The sequence below is a fragment of the Sporosarcina jiandibaonis genome, assembly GCF_013184495.1.
Classification (GTDB): Bacteria; Bacillota; Bacilli; order Bacillales_A; family Planococcaceae; genus Sporosarcina; species Sporosarcina jiandibaonis.
Map to the genome: position 1 here is coordinate 287059 of NZ_JAAOIY010000005.1, position 18355 is coordinate 305413.

The following is an 18355-nucleotide window of genomic DNA, read 5'->3' on the forward strand; positions in this document are numbered from 1 at the left end:
TTTGGCAGAATTAAAAACTGAACTTAAAACTTATGACATGTATATAAACGGCGAATGGACAGCGTCTTCAAGCGGGGAATACTTTCCAAGCTACAATCCAGCAACGGGAGAGGCTTGGTCTAAAGTTGCAAAAGGTACAGCTGAAGATGTGAATCGTGCGGTAGAAGCGGCACATCAAGCATTTGTAAATTCTGAATGGACACATATGACCTATACCAACAGAGGGAAGCTCGTTAGAAGACTAGGTGAGCTAATTGCAGAAAATGTGGATGAACTCGCGCAGTACGAAACAATTGATAATGGAAAATTGATACGTGAAATGCGCGGACAATTAAATTACTTACCAGAATTCTTCTATTATTACGCAGGCCTTGCCGATAAAATCCACGGCTATACGCTGCCAATGGATAAACAGGATATGTTTGCTTTTACAACGAGAGAACCGCTTGGCGTTGTCGCTGCAATTACGCCTTGGAATTCTCCGCTCTATTTGACGACGTTGAAACTAGCGCCAGCACTTGTAGCTGGAAATACAATCGTCATTAAACCATCTGAAATGACATCCGCTTCATTACTTGAACTCATGAAACTAGTAGAAGAAGCGGGATTCCCGCCAGGAGTAGTGAACGTAGTAACTGGATTCGGGGAGCCTGTCGGTGAAACATTAACAGCTCATCCACTTGTAAGGCGGGTTGCTTTTACTGGGGGAGCTGAGTCGGCTCGTCATGTCGTCCGTAATACAGCGAATAACTTTGCGCAATTATCATTAGAGCTCGGAGGAAAATCACCGAATATTGTCTTCGAGGATGCGAATCCTGATAACGCGGCGATGGGAATTATTGCTGGAATCTTTGGTGCTTCAGGGCAAAGTTGCGTAGCTGGATCTCGAGCGTTTTTACACGTAGATATTTATGACCAAGTGATGGAAAGACTTGTTGATCGTGTCTCGAAAATTACGATTGGTGATCCGCTTTCAGACAGTACAGAAATGGGCCCGCTTGCAACAGAAGCGCAATTGAAGCGTGTGGCAGACTACGTAAATATTGGGAAAGAAGAAGGCGGAAAGGTCATAGTAGGTGGTGAAAAACCTGAACATTTGGATAAAGGATGGTATTTTGAGCCGACGATATTCGAACATACTGACAACAACGCACGTATCACAAAGGAAGAAATTTTCGGACCTGTGTTAAGTGTCATTCCATTTAAAGATGAAGCAGAAGTAATTGAGTTAGCGAACAGTACAGAATATGCATTAGCAGCCGGGATTTGGGCGAGTGATATTGCGAAAGCCCACCGAGTTGCCAAAGCAATTAAGGCCGGGATCGTTTGGGTGAATACTTACCGGAGCATATCTCCAATCGCACCAATAGGGGGTTCTGGTTTAAGTGGATACGGCAGAGAAAGCGGCTTTGATGCAATTTATGAATATACACAAAGTAAAGTAGTCTGGGTGAACACATCATCCGAAGCGATACCGGATCCATTTATTATGCGGTGAAAACGTTTATCAGGAAGGGAGAAATCGACATGACTATCGACAAAATGATTCATTTACCGGATCTATCCTTCATTCGTCTATGTAACGAAGACTATGGCATAAATAGAGGACTCTATAATACGATTGATATGTTTTTTTACGAACGCGGATTCGAACGTATTATAGATAGAAGAAAAAACATTCTCTATTTTCTTGATCACATTCAAAAGGGTGCTGATGTTGAAAAAAAACGCGCCAAATTTGGAAGTGGAGGACTGAAGATAAAAATCGATGAATATCTCCTGGAGTTTGAAAAAGAGGGTAATAAGAAAAGCATGCAATTAGCTAAATAAGTTTAAATATAGGAAGAAGGTTACTTAAATTATGACGAAGTCAATACCGAGTGTAAAGAAGCAACATCTTCTTATTAACGGGGAGTGGGTCGAAGCGGAAGAATACAATCTTCTTCGATCTCCATATTCAGGTGAAGTGATTGCTGAAGTCCCGGTGGCGACAGCAGCCGAAACAGAATTGGCGATTGAAGCAGCCGTTAACGCCCGAAAAGTGATGGCGAAAATGCCGGCCTATAGACGTGCAGAGATTTTAGAGAATTTAGTTCGATTATTGCAGGAGAGGACCGAAGAAGCAGCTGAAATTATTGCATTGGAAGCCGCAAAGCCGATTGTTACTGCTAGAGGTGAAGTGAGACGCACGATTGAAACATACAAATTTGCAGCCGAGGAAGCAAAACGCATTCAAGGCGAGACACTTCCGCTTGATGCGGCACGCGATGGCGAAAATCGATTAGCTTATACGGTGCATGAACCAATCGGTGTCATTGGCGCAATTACGCCATTTAATTTTCCTATGAATTTAGTTGCCCATAAAATCGGCCCGGCGATTGCAAGCGGCAATACGATTGTTTTAAAACCGGCGACACAAACACCGTTATCATCGTACTTTATTGCAGAACTTCTTATTGAAGCAGGGTTGCCAAAAGGCGCGCTGAATGTTGTGACTGGAAGTGGCAGGGTGACGGGTGACAAACTTGTAAGAGATCATCGTATCAGTATGATTACATTTACAGGAAGCCCGGAGGTAGGCATTGAAATTCGTAGTAAGGCCGGCTTGAAAAAAGTCACTTTAGAACTTGGTTCCAATGCTGCGGTCATAGTCGATAAAAACGTTGACCTTGATAAAATTATCCCGCGCTGTGTAACTGGTGCCTTCGCTTTTCAAGGTCAAGTATGCATTTCTTTACAACGTGCATATGTTCATGAAGATATCTATGAAGAGTTCGTTAGTAAACTAGTGGAAGAAACGAAAAAGTTGGTCATTGGGAATCCTTTCGAGGAGTCAACGGACGTATCTGCGCTTATTTCAGCAGGAGATGTGGAACGCACTCTAAGTTGGATTGCTGAGGCGAAGGAACAAGGAGCGAAAGTTGTCACAGGCGGAAATGCGGAAGGGCAGATTTTGTATCCGACAATCATTCTTGAAGCCGATGCTGCGATGAAAGTTTCATGCAACGAAGTATTCGCGCCAATTGTCGTTGTAAATAAAGTGAAAAACGTAGTGGAAGCAATTGAGCAAGTGAACGATTCACGTTACGGCTTGCAAGCAGGAATTTATACAAATGATGTCACTACCGCTTTAATTGCAACAGATGATTTGCATGTCGGCGGAGTAATGATCAATGACATTCCAACGTTCCGAGTAGATAATATGCCGTACGGCGGTGTGAAAGAAAGCGGAACAGGACGTGAAGGTTTGAAATATGCAGTCGAAGAAATGACTGAAATGAAATTGGTAGTTTGGAACCGAAATTAGGAGGCAATAACATGGCGTATTATGCGGCATTCTTGCATATGAAGGATGCGGAGAAAAATGCAAAGGTGCTCCCGCGTCATATTGCATACTTAGAAGATATGGAAGCATGTGGAAAAGTTTTTGCGAGAGGTCCTTTTACAGATGGAACGGGCGGTCTCGTCGTCTATATTGCAGATACTTATGAAGAAGCGTTAGAAATCGCTGAGGCTGATCCGCATGTCGTTGAAGGAGTTCGCCGACTAGAGCTGAAAGAATGGAAGGCACTTACAATTAGTTAAGTAGAGGCAATAGTAATTAAGAGAATGCAAGAGCGCAAGGGTTTCTAGGGGAATATTTCTGTCAAACTTGTATGGTACATGGCAGTTGGGAGGTGTATAAGAAAATGAATGCGAGGAACACAGCTTTACTCTTAATCGACCTTCAAAAGGAAGGCGGAACATCGGACGTCGTCGGAATGGATGAAATTATTGAAAAAACAGCAACTCTTATAAAAGAGTGTCGAGAAAAAGGCATTCCAATCATTTATACTCGCCATTTAAATAGGGGAGATGCAGTTGGGCTTGCTAACCGGGAGCCATTGAACGAAAAAGGGGAGCCGGCTTACTATCACACAGAAACTGAGGCAATTGATGTAATCGAAGAAATAAAGCCCGAACCTGGTGATATTATCATTGATAAATACAGATACAGCGGGTTTCATGAATCTAGTTTGGAGCTAATGTTAAAAAGCTTAAATGTAAAGCATTTGATCATTGGCGGTGTTTTGACGGATGTCTGTGTAATCTCAACAGCAATGGATGCTTATTATCGTGATTATCAAATTAATTTAATTAAAGACATCTGCGGGACTACTACTGAAGGTGCTCATATGGCGGCAATCCTGATGATGGGGAATTGGATTTATGATATTGAAATTTATGACACAAAACAACTTATTAATAAGTTGTCGGGAGAAGAATACAAAGTCTGGAAATCTGAGGGACCAGATGAATTGCAGTTTACACCTGAAAATTTACGATCGGTTTTCGAGAAATTAACATTTGATTGACATCGCAGGAACTACTTCACAAAGCTTTCTAAAACAATTCTAAATCAAATAAGGGGAGGAAACTTATGAAAGCTGCGGAAAAAGTAGCAAGTATCGGGGCAGAATCTTTTGAACAAGTGGTTGAGGGTCAAGAAATCCAAGATGTAGTCACGAAAGAACATTACGCAACTGAAGAAGTTCCAATGAGTCAAAGAAACATTAATTTTTTTGATATGATCGCAATCTGGGTAGGAGCAAACTCAAATAATGCATCCTGGTATGTAGGGGGAACAGTAGCTGGCATGGCGTTTGCTGGCGCAATTACAGTCACTTTAATTTCAAATCCCTTCGCCTATTTAATACTCGCGCTCGTCGGCTACATGGGCTATAAAGTAGGAACATCAACTATGGCACTAACCAGACCAGCTTTCGGGATTAGAGGAAGTCTTCTCCCGACAGTTCTAAATACAATAGTCTTTTTAGGTTGGGCGGTAGTCAATACATTTATAGCTGTTATTTCGATGAGTTTTATATTAAAGGATCTATTTGGATGGCCGGCTTTTGGAGAACCTGGCAGTGCAGGTCCAATGATATTTGGAATTACAGTAATGAGTTTGTTGAATTTAGCCGCGGTTTCACTTGGCAGAAATTCCATAAAAATTGTTGAAAGAATCGGAATTTTTTTGGTATTGGCATTAGGTATTTGGATAACGATTGTCGTGTTAAGTACCCATTCATTTTCAGCAATATTAAGCTGGAGACCGCCAGCTGAAGCAGTTATGCCTGTAGGGAAAGCAGTGGATATTATGGCTGCATTCAGTTTAGCGTGGGTGCTTGGAATTGCTGAGTTTACACGATATACACGTTCCGCGAAAACTGCGACAGTCGCACCTTTGATTGGAGCATGCGTTTCACTCATGTGGTTTGCGTTTATCGGAATTATTGCTACAATCGGTTCGGCAATTACGACAGGTATTTACAATCCAGAGAATTCAGATCCAAGTTCACTTGTAACGAATCTCGGACTTGGTTGGTTTGCACTACTACTTATTGTTGTAGCATGTATAACAACAAATGTCGTTAATTTGATGGCGGCAGGTATTTCAATAACAAATGTAACGAAGAAAGTTAAGCCGCTTCACTCAATTTGGCTAGTAACAGTTTTAGCTGGTGTTTTCATGCTTGTACCGCTTTATCTGGCTAGTTTCTTAGATACTTTTATGGGCTTCTTAGAATATATCGGTATGGTCTTAAGTGCATTACTTGGGGTTTTAGTTGCTGACTATTACTTTGTACAAAAGCGATCCTATGATGTGAAGGAATTTGAAAAAGTGGGCGGAAGGTATTGGTATTCAAAGGGAGTCAATTTAAAAGCTGTAGCCGTATGGGCATTTGGAGTCGTATTCTTTTTATTAGTTCGTGACTCTGCTTTATTGGGGAGTTCTGTCGGTGCTGTATATCCAACCATTTTGATAACAGCATTGCTCTATTATTTAATTTCGCTGCCTGGACGTAAGAATACTAAATTGTTGTCATAAAGGAACAGAATGAATAGATCATGACTCAAAATTAATTTAAAAAGGGGAGAACTATCATGAAAAAAGCGGAACAACAAGAGTTATTCAAACAAATTATGGGGAATTACCCAACAGGAGTAACAATTGTAACGACAACAGGAGAGGATGGAAAACCTGTAGGGTTAACAGTGAATTCGTTTGCTTCTGTATCATTGGATCCCTTGATGCTACTTTGGTCTATTGATCATCGTGTATCGTCGTTAAAAGAGTTTACGGAAGGTGGAAAGTTCGCTGTACACGTGCTGCATGGTGAACAACAAGAACTTTGCAAAACGTTTGCAAGTAAAGTTGAGGACCGATTTAGCAGTTGCAATTGGAGCTTTTCTGAAAATGATTTACCGATTATTAAAGGTGCATTTGGCGTTTTTGAATGCAAAACATTCAAAGCGATTGAAGCGGGAGATCATACCGTTCTAATTGGCGAAGTAATTGATCTTCAAATTGACCCAAGTAATGATCCGATGCTCTACCACCGCAGAGTATTTGGACCAATTCCAGAAGAGTTTTATACGCAAAAACAGCCAGTATCCTAACATAGAATTATTGCTTAAATAATAGGAGGGCTTAATACCCTTGGGGTTCCTTTTAAGGAGCTGCCAAGGGTATTCGTATTTATATTTAAAGTGCCGAGAGTGATTTTAACCGTTAGAAGCTCATTACATATTAAATAATGTGCCTCTATAATAAATAATGTCTAATCCCAAAAGTTGAAAAATGTCTTAAGTACATCGTTTGTCGTTAATTGACAGAGTCGATTTTCCTTTCATAAAAAAATTTCTTCTTCAAATAAGAAAAGTATTCTCGTGTAAGTCGTATCTAAGAAACTATCCTACAAATAGGTTTTTACACCGTTTAAATTTGAGAATACTGAATTAATTCAACACAATTCTTTCTAGGTGCCTCGAGCTTGCCTTAGAACTAGGCATTACGACCGTCGGATTTATACGAAAGAAATCTTTTAATCTATATACACCGAGCCATTCAGAAGACTTGTACGATTACAAATCGGATCCAACAATCTTATGCGAGTTACTAAATCATGTTAAATCAGAACTGATAAAATAAAAAAGCCGCGTACAGAAACGCGGCCTTTATCACTAATATTAAGACTGAACAAGCAAATTAGGTTTTCTGCCTTGTAATGGCTTCGTTTGCTCTAATGCATATCCAGTGTTTAATAGTAACGCTTCACTGAATGCCGGCCCCATGATTTGTAAACCGATTGGGAGGTTGGCTTTGAACCCGCATGGAACTGATAATCCTGGAATCCCAGTTAAGTTCGCTGGTCCTGTGAAACGAATGATGTTATCGATTAAATCTACTTGTTTGCCATTTAAGTCTACGAGGTTTTCTCCAATGTTATTCGGTGCGACTGGTAGAGTAGGGGAGATTAGCACGTCTACTTGTTGAAATGCTTTATTGAAATCTTGCTTAAGCTGTCTTCTCACTTGTTGTGCTTGTAAGTAATCCACAGCAGATGGAAGTTGGCCTAATTCAAATAGCATTCGAATGTCATCGCCAAAATCATCTGGTCTATTCTTTAAATCTGTATCATGGATGGCAGCTGCTTCTGATAGGGAAGTGACGAGCTCTGCCCACTCCGCATATTGTAATGTCGGTATTTTAACTGTCTCAACTTTTGCGCCTTGATCTACAAGACTTTGAATGCCTGCACGGACGAGTTTATCGATATCAGTGTCGACTTGATTGAAGAAGAAATCTTCATTGACACCAATCACTAAATCTTTCACGTCTCCATTGATTTTTGATAGATAGTTCTCTTTATCTACATTCACCGATGTTGGGTCATTTTTATCGTAACCTGCAATGATTTCTAGTAATCCAGCAGCATCCTTTACAGTTTTCGTCATTGGACCGATATGATCTAATGACCAGGCAAGCGGATAGCATCCATATTTACTTACGAGACCATGAGTAGGTTTGAGTCCAACAATACCGCAAGCAGAAGAGGGGATACGGATAGATCCCGCGGTATCTGTTCCTAGTGATGCGACACTGGAACCTGCTGCCACTGCAGCTCCGGAACCGCCGCTAGAACCGCCAGGGATTTTATCGAGATCCCAAGGATTTCTTACTGGTCCGTAATGTGGGTTATTATTCGTAATGCCCCATGCGTATTCATGCATGCTCAATTTACCGGTAAAAATAACGCCGGCTTCTCTTAGTTTTTTAACAACCGTAGCATCATAGTCAGGTACAAAATCTTTATGGATTTTGGAAGACATTGTCGTGACTTTATTTTTAAAATACAAGTTATCTTTTAAAGCCATCGGAATGCCGTGATACATGCCGCGATACTGACCGTTTAGGATTTCCTTTTCGGCTGCTTGGGCATCTTTTTCAGCATCCTCACGGTAAATGTCCATATAGGCATTGATTTGTGGTTCGCTATTTTCAGCGTGGTCTAATACCTCTTTTGTTAATTCCACAGGGGAAATGGATTTATTCTCTAATAATGGTGCAAGTTCCTCAACAGCCAAGTCAATTAGATTTTTACTCAATGTGGTCGCCTCCTGGAATATTACGTATGCCAATATCAGCATCATTAATATTTGCATGCTCTAAATTTCCGCGTAAAGCTTGCATGCCTTTCCAACGCACATCAAGTACATCCAAATGTGTTTCTTTCACTTCAATTCCTTTGTTCTTCAATAACGCTTGAATCGATAAGCTCAATGAATACACTCCCTTAGAAATAATATATATCTTAAATAAGCAAAACGCTCAATAAGATCGATACAAATTTCTGCAGTTCCATGATGCTGATAACGTAAAACTCTCAGGCTTATTTAATTGTCTAAGATGAGGCTATGACTTTACCTGCTATACTCCTATTCTACAAAAATTGATAAAACCCTTTATTATTTAGCGAATAGTTTTTCTAGTCCGAAAACCAGTTGCAGACAATGGACATGATACGATGCGATACATAGTAATATTCATGTTATACATTTTAGTTGCATGAAATGAATTTTGAAAATTAATCATGTTAGTCTTGTTGCAGGTTTTAAGTGGGGTTTTATACAGATAGTTGTATTTGGATGATTTGATGTAACGCAGAAAACTGATTTTGAATAAGGGGATAAAATTATGCTGCCGAAAACATTAGCCGTTAAAGTATTGGCAATCGCCTCTTCAATTTCTCCATGATATAAAACGTCCAGATCTTGCTTTTTGAATCAGTTTTAATAGTTTTTGAAACATTCCTTCGACTTTATCGTATAAGAGATAATAGGTTTGAATGGAAGTAGCCTTTTGATAGGAGGAGAAGTAACATGAGAAAGCTGTACATTAAACAAAAAGTATTTAGCCTGAGTGGAAAATTTTCGGTGAAAGACGCAGAAGAGAACGAAGTATATTTTGTAGAAGGAAGTTTTATGAAAATACCGAAGACCTTTTCCATCATGGACGATAAGTTAAATGAAGTGGCCATGGTTACGAAAAAAATGTTTAGTTTTTTGCCGACTTTTTTTGTTGACGTGCATGGGCAAGAAACAATGGCGATTAAAAAGCACTTTTCTTTTTTGAAAGCACGCTATACAATCGACGCGGCAGGAATAGAAGTGCAGGGGAATTGGTGGGATATGGACTTTGAAGTGTATCAAAACAGAAATTTTATCGGTTCCGTTAACAAAAAATGGTTCACATGGGGTGACAGCTATGAGTTGCAAATTGCAAATGACGAAATGGAATCACTTCTCGTAGCGCTTGTAGTGGCAATTGACTGTGCGAAAGCTGATCAGAATGCAGCAGCGAGTGTGGCACCAGGATAAATTGTAAATGGTGGGGAACTGTGTAAGGCACCCTGCTGAGTATACGGTATAAATAATAAAAGGAATTCCCCTATCAACTATATAAAACAAAACGTCCAGATTGTGGCAACTTAAAGAGAAAGAGAGAGGGTTAATATGGGGACAAGGAAGTTATCAATTATAGTATTTATATTGAGTCTTATTTCATTGCTTATTTCGCTTAATTTATTTTGGAATTTGGGTGTTTTTGTTGATGAGTATGGTTTAAGTCCTGATATTGTTAATGGCGGAGACTTTTGGCTTTCAATGGATTGGTTAAGATTATTGCTATTGTTTTTGCTCTGTGTTGTATCTGGCCTAGGTATTTTAATAGGGGAACAGAAAAAGTGAATTTAAACAATCAGGCGAGGTTGCTCAATAAGCTATTACGTCCAATTCTCACGAACGGGCCATTACGAAAATAGGAGGAAAAGTATGGGCAAGAATTTGCAATTCATAGGCATTGTCTTTTTAGGAGTAAGTGTTCTTTTGGGTGCTTGGGTTGTTTCGCAATCGCCTAGCAATAATGTAAGGCCGTCAACAGAAGAGCAATATCGATACGAATTTATCTCAGCCAATGAAAGCAATGTAATCATATTTGATAAGAAAACGGGCGACTACTGGCAAAAGTTCATAAGTTCCAGTGAGGGACCAACAGAATGGGAAAAACAGAAGTCCCCAGCTACCGAAAAAAAATAATGCTATTTATTGATTCATCAGCAATCGGGCGCAATTATTGAATAGAGCGCCTAAGGTGATTGGGATGAGTTAAAGGCATATATATAACAAACTGGCCAGATCAAGAAGGACTTGAGGACCTTACCTTCTTCTGTACGAATTTATGTATAATTTTCGGATGGGGTGAACGAACTGAAAAAGATTTTTAGTTTATGTTTTCTGTTACTCTTAGTTTCCTGCCAATCTGTTCAAGTAAATGATAGTTCCCATATTACTGAAGAGGAAGTAGTAAAAGCATTACGGGAAAATGGTGTTAATTTGGTGGAAGCTGATTTTCCGCAAAGCGTCTTCGGGTCAAAATTAAGAAACGTGAGACCAAGAACATATGAGTTAAATGAAAAACCGTTTTTAATCTTTGAATTCGAAACTGAAATTGAACGCGAGAAGGGTACAAAAGAGTTTGCTGAAAAGACTGCGACAATGGAACTGGTATCTGCTAGCACGTTTGAGAAGAGAAATATATTGATTTTTTATGTGTATCAACAAGATAGAAATTCAGATAGTGTGCCATTTGTAAAAGAAATACAAGAGACATTAGATGGCATTAGTGAAGGTTAAAAGCAAGGATCGTGAATGTTAGGTCTTCAGTTAACGGGCGCGGTAAATGGATAAAACTGAGTCCTCTAGAATCGGACCATTTAGCTAAAAGTAAAAAGGGGGGAGAAGAATTGTTTTCATTTCTACCATTTATATTTTCTCTTATTTATATTTTGGTTATTGTTTTCGTCGCTTACTTTTTAATCACGGCAGTACTGTTTATGAAAAAGAAAAATCGCAGTGATGAATTGCTTCTTCAAAAAATTGATGAATTATCACAGAGGTTAGGTGAACTGAAAGAAGATAAAAGAAGCTAATCGCATACTATTTTTTTCGCAATTGTTTTCCTCAAACGGGTTTATGGGGGATTAATATGCTGATGATAACTGAAAATGTGAAAGGCAAACGCTATAAACAGCTAATAGATTTCCTTTCAAAACATAGCAATCGTTTTGCTTTTGTAGAAGATAGACGGATGATGGACATTGAGGAGGAGCGTCTGGCTTATATTCATAATCTGATTACATATATTGAAGAACATCTCATAGAAAGAAAAATTCAAAAAGAATGGGAAACTACAAGACTGGTTGATGATACAGCATATGTTTTTTATTTTAACTTGAATAATGCTACCAAGCAATTTTTGAAAGATAATAGTAATTCCCTTTTTAATTGGATTAATCCAGAGCTACCAGAAGATTTAATGTTTTATCAAAATGATAAATGTATATTAGCAACTTGCTCACACGAAGGATTTTTTATGGTGGACAAAATGATATGGAAACACTTTTCATTGCATTAATAAGGGCATTCATTCAACAGCGGAATTCTGCAATCGGGCGCAATAGCTGAAAAAATAAGATTTCTAAGACAAATTAGGGAGAGAGGTCTGAAATAAAGTGAACGCAAATAAAAATAAACTATTTAACATTTTCATTTCTGTCTTTCTAATTTGGATGTTGTTTGGATATGCTCCCGAAACTGCTTTTTCTGCAACGGAACAGCAAGTTTTAGAGGATAAATTAGCGGATTATATGACAGAGCATGAAGAAATCGCCGCTGGTGTAGCGACGATTGTAATAGACGAAGATGAAGTCATTTATAAAATGAAAGGTTATTCAAATATAGAAGAACAGATTCTTGTTAATGAGGATACTGTTTTTGAATGGGCATCCATTTCTAAAGTTCTTATTTGGATCAGTGTTTTACAATTAGTAGAGACAGGAGAGCTTGATTTAGAAGCGGATATCGAAACTTACTTACCAGCTGATTTCCGCTCCAAAACGAAATTTGAGGATCCGATCACGATGCAACATTTAATGCATCATAATGCGGGATTCGATGATAGTTATACAGATTTAATGATTCATGGTCCAACCAAAAAGAAGTCATTAAGAGAAGTACTCGAAGAAGCGGATATTAAACAAGTATTTCGGCCGGGTGAGGTTGTTGCTTATTCAAATTATGGAAGTGGCCTTGCTGCCTACATTGTTGAAGAAGTTAGTGGTCTAGATTACCGGGAATACGTACGGGAGAATATTTTTGAACCGCTTCAAATGACGAAAACAGCAATAGATCCTGAACTATCTGATAATGAATGGGTGAAAGAACAGAGGGGAGAGGTGCAGGGATATTCGACTGCGCTGGAATTAATTGACCCTAATTTTTACTCGATTCCCATGTATCCGGTAGGTAGTGCTATGGGAACAGCTAGTGATCTACAAAAGTTAATGCAAGCGTTATTAGCTGAAGATGGAACCCCTTTATTTGAAGATGAAAAAACGATTGATTTGATGTTTGAACCAACGTTATATTATCCGGAGACCGATATCCCAAGGGTCGCCAACGGTTTATTTTATTTGCCATCGAAAAGTCGGCATGTTTATGGTCACGGCGGGAATTCTAAAGCTTTTAGCTCCTCTTTTTATGTAGATAGAAAAGAACGTACCGGCGTTTTAGTGTTGACGAACATGAAAGATGAAAGTACGTTCACATCGGGAATACCTGAAATCATTTTTGGTGAATATGCACATGTTGAAAATGACATGAATTTGGAAAACTCATCCCGATGGGAAGGGATTTATGAGCCGGCTCGGTTGCCTCGACACGGATTTAGTAGCGTGTATGGATTATTTTTAAGAAGCCATACGAAACAGAGTGAGGCACACGATTTAATGATAAACGACTTGTCTTATTCACAGCTAGAACCAAGCATTTATAAAACAGAAGATGATTTGAATATGTACAGCTTGGACGTTTATTCAAAACATCCACTTCTTAAAAAAATGTTGTCTAATACATATTCAGATTTACTTTACGTTCCGTATTATAAACATCTCCTTGAATGGGGAGTAATTATTCTAGGGGGATTCGCCGTCATGTTTTCTTTCGGCTTTATGATCGTCTCGATTATTAAAAAAATACGGAAGAAACAACAATCTATATTACTTGCTAGTCAACATTTTTTAAATATATTCATGTGCATTAACGTAATTTGGATTAGTTACGAAACATCAACGATGACAACTTATTCATCACTTAAACTTTTTTTAACTGCAAATGTGATGTATATTGTTATTTCACTTGTCATAAGTGGATATTTACTTTTTCAAATGAGAAATAAAAAAACAAATAAATATGAAGCGTCAATTAAAATGGTGACGATTCTTTCCACGATTGTTTTGTGTGTGAATATCGTGTACTGGGAATTTTATTATTAAATCATTTGTTGAAAGTCTTTATTGGACAAATGCGTGACGAGGGGGATGGAAATGGAAAATGATAAAAAGCAACAAATCATAGAGGTAGCACGGCTCTATTATGAGTTTGATTATAATCAGCAAGCGATTGCCAAGAAACTAGGTGTATCAAGACCGACAGTTTCCCGGTTGCTGCAACAGGCAAAAGATCATGGGATTGTGAAGATCAAAATCATTGATCCATTCACCAATAATAATGAGCTTTCAAAATCGCTGCAAGAAAAATACAATCTTGAAGATGTGAAAATTGCCTATGCGGCAATGGAAGAAGAGCGGGAAATGATGGAAGTCATGAGTAAAGCTGCAGCTGCGTATTTGCATCATGTTGTAAAAGACGGGGATGTGCTAGGCGTGACATGGGGGACGACAATGTATAGAGTCGCCTACCAATTAAAACAAAAGCATGTGAAAGGTGTGGAAGTCATCCAGTTAAAAGGAGGAGTTGGCCACTCGGATGTAAATACATACGAATCAGAAACGGTTTATTTATTTGCAGAGGCATTTAATACAGTGCCGCGTTATTTACCGCTCCCTGTTTTCGTTGATAATCCTACGGTGAAGGAAGTAATTGAATCGGATCGACATATTCACAGGCTGATTGATTTAGGGAAGCAGGCGAATATTGCCATTTTTACTGTCGGCGCGGTTGACAACGATTCGCTTTTATTCCGTCTGGGCTATTTATCATCAGAGGAAAAATCTTTACTTCATTCGAAGGCAGTCGGGGACATTTGTTCGCGCTTTTTTACAGACACCGGAGAAATTTGCTGCACATCGATTAACGACCGGACTATCGGCATTGAGTTGGAAGAATTGAAACAAAAGGAAAGGTCAATCCTCGTTGCTGGCGGAAACCGAAAAGTTGAAGCCATCCACGGTGCGCTGTTAGGCGGGTACGCGAATGTCTTTATAACTGATCAATATACGGCGCAATCTTTGTTAATGCATGATTAAAAGATATCTACATAAGGAATTAAAATATATTGAAAAAGCCAACTTGGAAATCAAGTTCGGCTTTTTTTATTTCCAATTTTGAACAATGTTTCAATCGGGTTGCACATATGTTCAATCGTGTGTTATCATTTGTTTAAGAGTTGGATGGCCGTCCTCTTTAAATTCTTGAAATGAAAGCGATAACACACACACTTAGATGGAGGAAACATCATGAATATCATCTTTTATATCACTGGGCTCTTACTAGTGTTCGCAATCGGCTTTTTAATTAGTAATAACCGTAAGGATATTCGCTATAAATCAATAGGGATCATGCTTGGAACACAACTCGTTTTAACGTTCATTTTGCTAAATACGAAGATCGGAATTATCTCGATTGGATTTGTATCCGCTTTATTTACAAAGCTCATTGATCTTGGAGTAAGCGGTGTAAACTTTGTTTTTGGTGGAATGGAAAATAAAGGTGAATTCACCTTTTTCATAAATGTTTTATTGCCGATTATTTTTATCGCCGTATTAATCGGGATCTTGAATCATTTTAAAGTCTTGCCTTTTATCGTTAAATACGTTGGGCTCATACTGAGTAAGTTGAACGGTATGGGGAAAATGGAAAATTATATCGCTGTATCATCTGCCGTCCTTGGCCAAACAGAAGTCTTTTTAACAGTGAAAGACCAAATGGATAGTTTTTCTAAAAGGCGTTTATACACATTTTGTACATCTGCGATGAGTGCAGTGAGTGTTGCAATTGTTGGCGCATATATGGAGTTAATTGAACCTCGTTTCGTTGTGGTCGCAATTGTGTTGAATATTTTGTCGGCTCTAATTGTAGCGAACATCATTAACCCGTATGAATTATCGGACGAAGAAGATACGCTAGCGATAGAATCACATAAAAAAAGATCATTCTTTCAAATGATTAGTGAAAGCATTATGGATGGATTTAAAGTTGCGATTATTGTAGCAGCGATGTTAGTAGGTTTTATCGCATTAATGAATGGAATCGATTACATATTCATGCTCGCATTTAATGTATCATTCCAAACAATCTTAGGATTTGTCTTTGCGCCAATTGCATTCATAATGGGCGTTCCTTGGGCTGAAAGTGTAAGTGCTGGTGGGATCATGGCTACGAAGCTGGTCACAAATGAATTTGTTGCGATGTTAAGCTTTAAAGAAATTGCTGCTGGCTTATCACCAAAAGCAATCGGTATTGTATCTGTCTTCCTAGTCAGTTTCGCCAATTTCAGTTCAATCGGTATCATTACCGGCTCGGTAAAAGCCCTGAGTCCGAAACAAGGGGATGAAGTGGCGAAAAACGGCTTGAAATTACTGCTAGGTTCCACAATCGCATCGGTTCTTTCTGCGACTGTTATCGGTGTGTTTTTATAATAGAAATATAGAAATGAAAATAGGAGTGATGAAATATGCGCATGGTTGATATGATTGAGAAAAAACGTGAGGGGTTTGAGTTAACAAAGGAAGAAATTGCTTTTATCATTGAGGGTTACACAGATGGGACAATTCCGGATTATCAAATGGCAGCTTTCCAAATGGCTGTTTATTTCCAAGGGATGACAGCGGAAGAAACGGCTGAGCTTACGATGGCGATGGTAGAGTCTGGAGATCAGGTTGATTTATCAGCAATTGAAGGCGTGAAAGTAGACAAGCACTCAACAGGTGGAGTTGGGGATACAACAACACTCGTACTAGCTCCGCTTGTTGCAGCACTTGATATTCCTGTTGCTAAAATGTCCGGCCGTGGATTAGGTCATACGGGTGGAACGCTTGATAAGCTTGAAGCTGTTCCAGGGTTCCATATCGAAATTACCGACAAGGAATTCTTTGATCTGGTGAATGAAAATAAAATTGCTGTCATCGGGCAATCCGGAAACATAACACCCGCCGATAAAAAGATTTATGGCTTGCGAGATGTAACGGGGACAGTAAATTCAATTCCGCTAATCGCTAGCTCAATCATGAGTAAGAAGATTGCTGCAGGATCAGACGCAATTGTGTTAGACGTAAAAGTTGGCGCTGGTGCTTTTATGAAGGACTTAACGATGGCGCGTGACTTAGCCAATGCAATGGTTCAAATCGGCAATCAGGTAGGCCGTCAAACGATGGCTGTTATTTCTGACATGAACCAGCCGCTAGGTTATGCTATTGGAAATGCATTGGAAGTAAAAGAAGCGGTTGAAACGCTACAAGGCAAAGGACCTGAAGATTTACATGAACTCTGTTTAACGCTAGGCAGCTATATGGTGCGTTTGGCTGGAAAAGCAGAAACAACGGAAGAAGCACGAGAAATGTTAGTAGAAGTAATTAACAATGGGAAAGCACTTGAGGTGTTCAAATTGTTTTTACAATCACAAGGCGGCGATACGTCTGTGATTGATGATATGACAAAGCTTCCAACAGCACGCTATCAAATAGACGTTCCGGCAAAAGAAGCAGGCTACGTCTCGCAAATTATTGCTGATGAAATCGGCACGGCTGCAATGATCTTAGGTGCAGGACGGGCTACAAAAGAATCTGAAATCGATTTGGCGGTCGGTCTTGTTTTACACAAGAAAATCGGTGATGAAGTGAAAATCGGGGAATCGATTGTGACGATTCACAGCAATACAGAAGATGTCGAGTCAGTAAAAGAAAAAATCTATCACGCATATGAAATGTCGGCTTCCCAAGTCGCACCGGCAACGCTGATTTACGAAGAAATTACAAAGTAAAAGGGGAATGAAGATATTGAATAAGGCAAAAATGATTGATCATACATTATTGAAAGCTGATGCAACAAAAGCAGGGATTACAACAATACTAGAAGAAGCAAAAGAATATGGATTTGTATCAGTTTGTGTCAATCCTGCTTGGGTTGCTTATGCAGCTGAACAATTACAAGAATCAGATGTGCTCGTTTGTACAGTGATTGGCTTTCCGCTCGGCGCCAATACATCTGCTGTGAAAGCATTTGAAACAAAAGACGCGATCGCTAACGGAGCTGGCGAAATTGACATGGTGATTAATATCGGCGCATTAAAAGACAATAACGATGCGCTAGTCGAAGCCGACATCCGTGCAGTTGTTGAGGCAGCAAACGGAACATTGGTCAAAGTCATTATCGAGACATGTTTATTAACGGATGAAGAAATCATTCGTGCATGTGAGCTTTCAGTTAAAGCGGGAGCTGACTTTGTTAAAACGTCTACAGGTTTCTCAACAGGCGGTGCAACTGTAGAGGATGTTGCATTAATGCGTCTGACAGTCGGCCCCGATATCGGTGTGAAAGCATCAGGCGGCGTGCGCAGCGGAGAAGATTTCGATGCTGTAGTCAAAGCTGGTGCAACACGTATCGGCGCAAGTTCTGGTGTCAGCATTGTAAAAGGCGAAGTATCCGACTCAAATTATTAATCAATAGATTGAAAGGACTGTTCTAGAAATATAGAACAGTCCTTTTTTGGTACTTGCGCAAGACAGTCAATTCACTACAATTGCATAAAATGAAAAAGAGGATATCGACTACGGTGAACTGCTCCCTGTCAAGTAGACAGTGGAAATAATAAAATGGTTCTAAGCGGCTTTAGCTCTATATTCTATAGGGCTAAGGCCGTTTAATTTTTCTTGGTATCTCTCATAATTGTAAA

The 18355-nt window shown here is 39.3% G+C and carries 20 protein-coding genes; 18 read left to right on the forward strand and 2 right to left on the reverse strand.

The window, feature by feature from the left end; translation table 11 throughout:
- The first annotated feature begins 1 nt into the window (after nt 1).
- The 7 genes from G8782_RS14245 to G8782_RS14275 all read left to right on the forward strand — a co-directional run bounded on the left by G8782_RS14245 (nt 2) and on the right by G8782_RS14275 (nt 6444).
- On the forward strand, nt 2–1498 hold the full coding sequence (locus tag G8782_RS14245; RefSeq protein ID WP_246231692.1) for an aldehyde dehydrogenase: 1497 nt from the start codon (nt 2–4) through the stop codon (nt 1496–1498).
- A gap of 29 nt (nt 1499–1527) precedes the next feature.
- On the forward strand, nt 1528–1830 hold the full coding sequence (locus G8782_RS14250; RefSeq protein WP_172372361.1) for a hypothetical protein: 303 nt from the start codon (nt 1528–1530) through the stop codon (nt 1828–1830).
- Between the two features lie 31 nt (nt 1831–1861).
- Nucleotides 1862–3307, forward strand: coding sequence for an aldehyde dehydrogenase family protein (locus G8782_RS14255; RefSeq protein WP_172372362.1), 1446 nt, complete (start codon nt 1862–1864; stop codon nt 3305–3307).
- Nucleotides 3308–3318: 11 nt separating this feature from the next.
- Nucleotides 3319–3585 carry a YciI family protein gene (locus tag G8782_RS14260; protein ID WP_172372364.1) on the forward strand — a complete coding sequence of 89 codons (267 nt, stop codon included), beginning with the start codon at nt 3319–3321 and terminating at the stop codon, nt 3583–3585.
- Nucleotides 3586–3689: 104 nt separating this feature from the next.
- Nucleotides 3690–4355, forward strand: a complete 666-nt coding sequence (locus G8782_RS14265; RefSeq protein WP_172372366.1) for a cysteine hydrolase family protein — start codon at nt 3690–3692, stop codon at nt 4353–4355.
- Nucleotides 4356–4420: 65 nt separating this feature from the next.
- A complete protein-coding gene (locus tag G8782_RS14270; RefSeq protein WP_172372368.1) occupies nt 4421–5872 on the forward strand; it encodes a cytosine permease in 1452 nt (483 codons plus the stop codon).
- Nucleotides 5873–5928: 56 nt separating this feature from the next.
- Complete coding sequence (locus G8782_RS14275; protein ID WP_172372369.1) at nt 5929–6444, forward strand: flavin reductase family protein; 516 nt, start codon at nt 5929–5931, stop codon at nt 6442–6444.
- A 570-nt stretch (nt 6445–7014) separates the two neighbouring features.
- On the opposite strand, the gene G8782_RS14280 is transcribed toward G8782_RS14275, so the two are convergent.
- Both G8782_RS14280 and G8782_RS14285 read right to left on the reverse strand, forming a co-directional pair.
- Entirely contained in the window at nt 7015–8433 is a 1419-nt protein-coding gene (locus tag G8782_RS14280) for an amidase (RefSeq protein WP_172372371.1), read from the reverse strand.
- Nucleotides 8426–8617, reverse strand: a complete 192-nt coding sequence (locus G8782_RS14285; RefSeq protein ID WP_343035071.1) for a hypothetical protein — start codon at nt 8615–8617, stop codon at nt 8426–8428. The genes G8782_RS14280 and G8782_RS14285 overlap by 8 nt, the downstream gene beginning before the upstream one ends.
- Before the next feature lie 590 nt (nt 8618–9207).
- On the opposite strand from G8782_RS14285, the gene G8782_RS14290 reads away from it, so the two are divergent.
- From G8782_RS14290 to deoC, 11 genes are all read left to right on the forward strand, one after another.
- The gene (locus tag G8782_RS14290) at nt 9208–9705 is read left to right on the forward strand and encodes an LURP-one-related/scramblase family protein (RefSeq protein WP_172372374.1); all 498 of its coding nucleotides are present in this window, start codon (nt 9208–9210) and stop codon (nt 9703–9705) included.
- 135 nt (nt 9706–9840) lie between these two features.
- Nucleotides 9841–10074 carry a hypothetical protein gene (locus G8782_RS14295; RefSeq protein WP_172372376.1) on the forward strand — a complete coding sequence of 78 codons (234 nt, stop codon included), beginning with the start codon at nt 9841–9843 and terminating at the stop codon, nt 10072–10074.
- Between the two features lie 84 nt (nt 10075–10158).
- The gene (locus G8782_RS14300; RefSeq protein WP_172372377.1) at nt 10159–10422 is read left to right on the forward strand and encodes a hypothetical protein; all 264 of its coding nucleotides are present in this window, start codon (nt 10159–10161) and stop codon (nt 10420–10422) included.
- 162 nt (nt 10423–10584) lie between these two features.
- On the forward strand, nt 10585–11019 hold the full coding sequence (locus tag G8782_RS14305; RefSeq protein WP_172372379.1) for a hypothetical protein: 435 nt from the start codon (nt 10585–10587) through the stop codon (nt 11017–11019).
- Nucleotides 11020–11129: 110 nt separating this feature from the next.
- On the forward strand, nt 11130–11315 hold the full coding sequence (locus G8782_RS14310; RefSeq protein ID WP_172372380.1) for a hypothetical protein: 186 nt from the start codon (nt 11130–11132) through the stop codon (nt 11313–11315).
- 56 nt (nt 11316–11371) lie between these two features.
- Entirely contained in the window at nt 11372–11800 is a 429-nt protein-coding gene (locus G8782_RS14315; protein WP_246231693.1) for a stage III sporulation protein AH, read from the forward strand.
- A 97-nt stretch (nt 11801–11897) separates the two neighbouring features.
- On the forward strand, nt 11898–13718 hold the full coding sequence (locus tag G8782_RS14320; protein ID WP_343035073.1) for a serine hydrolase domain-containing protein: 1821 nt from the start codon (nt 11898–11900) through the stop codon (nt 13716–13718).
- Between the two features lie 51 nt (nt 13719–13769).
- The gene (gene deoR / locus G8782_RS14325) at nt 13770–14711 is read left to right on the forward strand and encodes a DNA-binding transcriptional repressor DeoR (protein ID WP_172372382.1); all 942 of its coding nucleotides are present in this window, start codon (nt 13770–13772) and stop codon (nt 14709–14711) included.
- A 210-nt stretch (nt 14712–14921) separates the two neighbouring features.
- The gene (locus G8782_RS14330) at nt 14922–16103 is read left to right on the forward strand and encodes a NupC/NupG family nucleoside CNT transporter (RefSeq protein WP_172372384.1); all 1182 of its coding nucleotides are present in this window, start codon (nt 14922–14924) and stop codon (nt 16101–16103) included.
- Between the two features lie 35 nt (nt 16104–16138).
- On the forward strand, nt 16139–17443 hold the full coding sequence (locus tag G8782_RS14335; protein ID WP_172372386.1) for a pyrimidine-nucleoside phosphorylase: 1305 nt from the start codon (nt 16139–16141) through the stop codon (nt 17441–17443).
- Nucleotides 17444–17459: 16 nt separating this feature from the next.
- Entirely contained in the window at nt 17460–18122 is a 663-nt protein-coding gene (gene deoC, locus G8782_RS14340) for a deoxyribose-phosphate aldolase (RefSeq protein WP_172372388.1), read from the forward strand.
- The last annotated feature ends 233 nt before the right edge of the window (nt 18123–18355 follow it).

Excerpts from the sequence above, each read along its gene's own strand:
- G8782_RS14290 (WP_172372374.1), top strand. The coding sequence starts at position 9,208 with ATGAGAAAGCTGTACATTAAACAAAAAGTATTTAGCCTGAGTGGAAAA.
- G8782_RS14270 (WP_172372368.1), top strand. The coding sequence starts at position 4,421 with ATGAAAGCTGCGGAAAAAGTAGCAAGTATCGGGGCAGAATCTTTTGAA.
- G8782_RS14295 (WP_172372376.1), top strand. The coding sequence starts at position 9,841 with ATGGGGACAAGGAAGTTATCAATTATAGTATTTATATTGAGTCTTATT.
- G8782_RS14260 (WP_172372364.1), top strand. The coding sequence starts at position 3,319 with ATGGCGTATTATGCGGCATTCTTGCATATGAAGGATGCGGAGAAAAAT.
- G8782_RS14265 (WP_172372366.1), top strand. The coding sequence starts at position 3,690 with ATGAATGCGAGGAACACAGCTTTACTCTTAATCGACCTTCAAAAGGAA.
- G8782_RS14335 (WP_172372386.1), top strand. The coding sequence starts at position 16,139 with ATGCGCATGGTTGATATGATTGAGAAAAAACGTGAGGGGTTTGAGTTA.
- deoR (WP_172372382.1), top strand. The coding sequence starts at position 13,770 with ATGGAAAATGATAAAAAGCAACAAATCATAGAGGTAGCACGGCTCTAT.
- G8782_RS14300 (WP_172372377.1), top strand. The coding sequence starts at position 10,159 with ATGGGCAAGAATTTGCAATTCATAGGCATTGTCTTTTTAGGAGTAAGT.
- G8782_RS14275 (WP_172372369.1), top strand. The coding sequence starts at position 5,929 with ATGAAAAAAGCGGAACAACAAGAGTTATTCAAACAAATTATGGGGAAT.
- G8782_RS14250 (WP_172372361.1), top strand. The coding sequence starts at position 1,528 with ATGACTATCGACAAAATGATTCATTTACCGGATCTATCCTTCATTCGT.
- G8782_RS14315 (WP_246231693.1), top strand. The coding sequence starts at position 11,372 with ATGCTGATGATAACTGAAAATGTGAAAGGCAAACGCTATAAACAGCTA.
- G8782_RS14330 (WP_172372384.1), top strand. The coding sequence starts at position 14,922 with ATGAATATCATCTTTTATATCACTGGGCTCTTACTAGTGTTCGCAATC.
- G8782_RS14255 (WP_172372362.1), top strand. The coding sequence starts at position 1,862 with ATGACGAAGTCAATACCGAGTGTAAAGAAGCAACATCTTCTTATTAAC.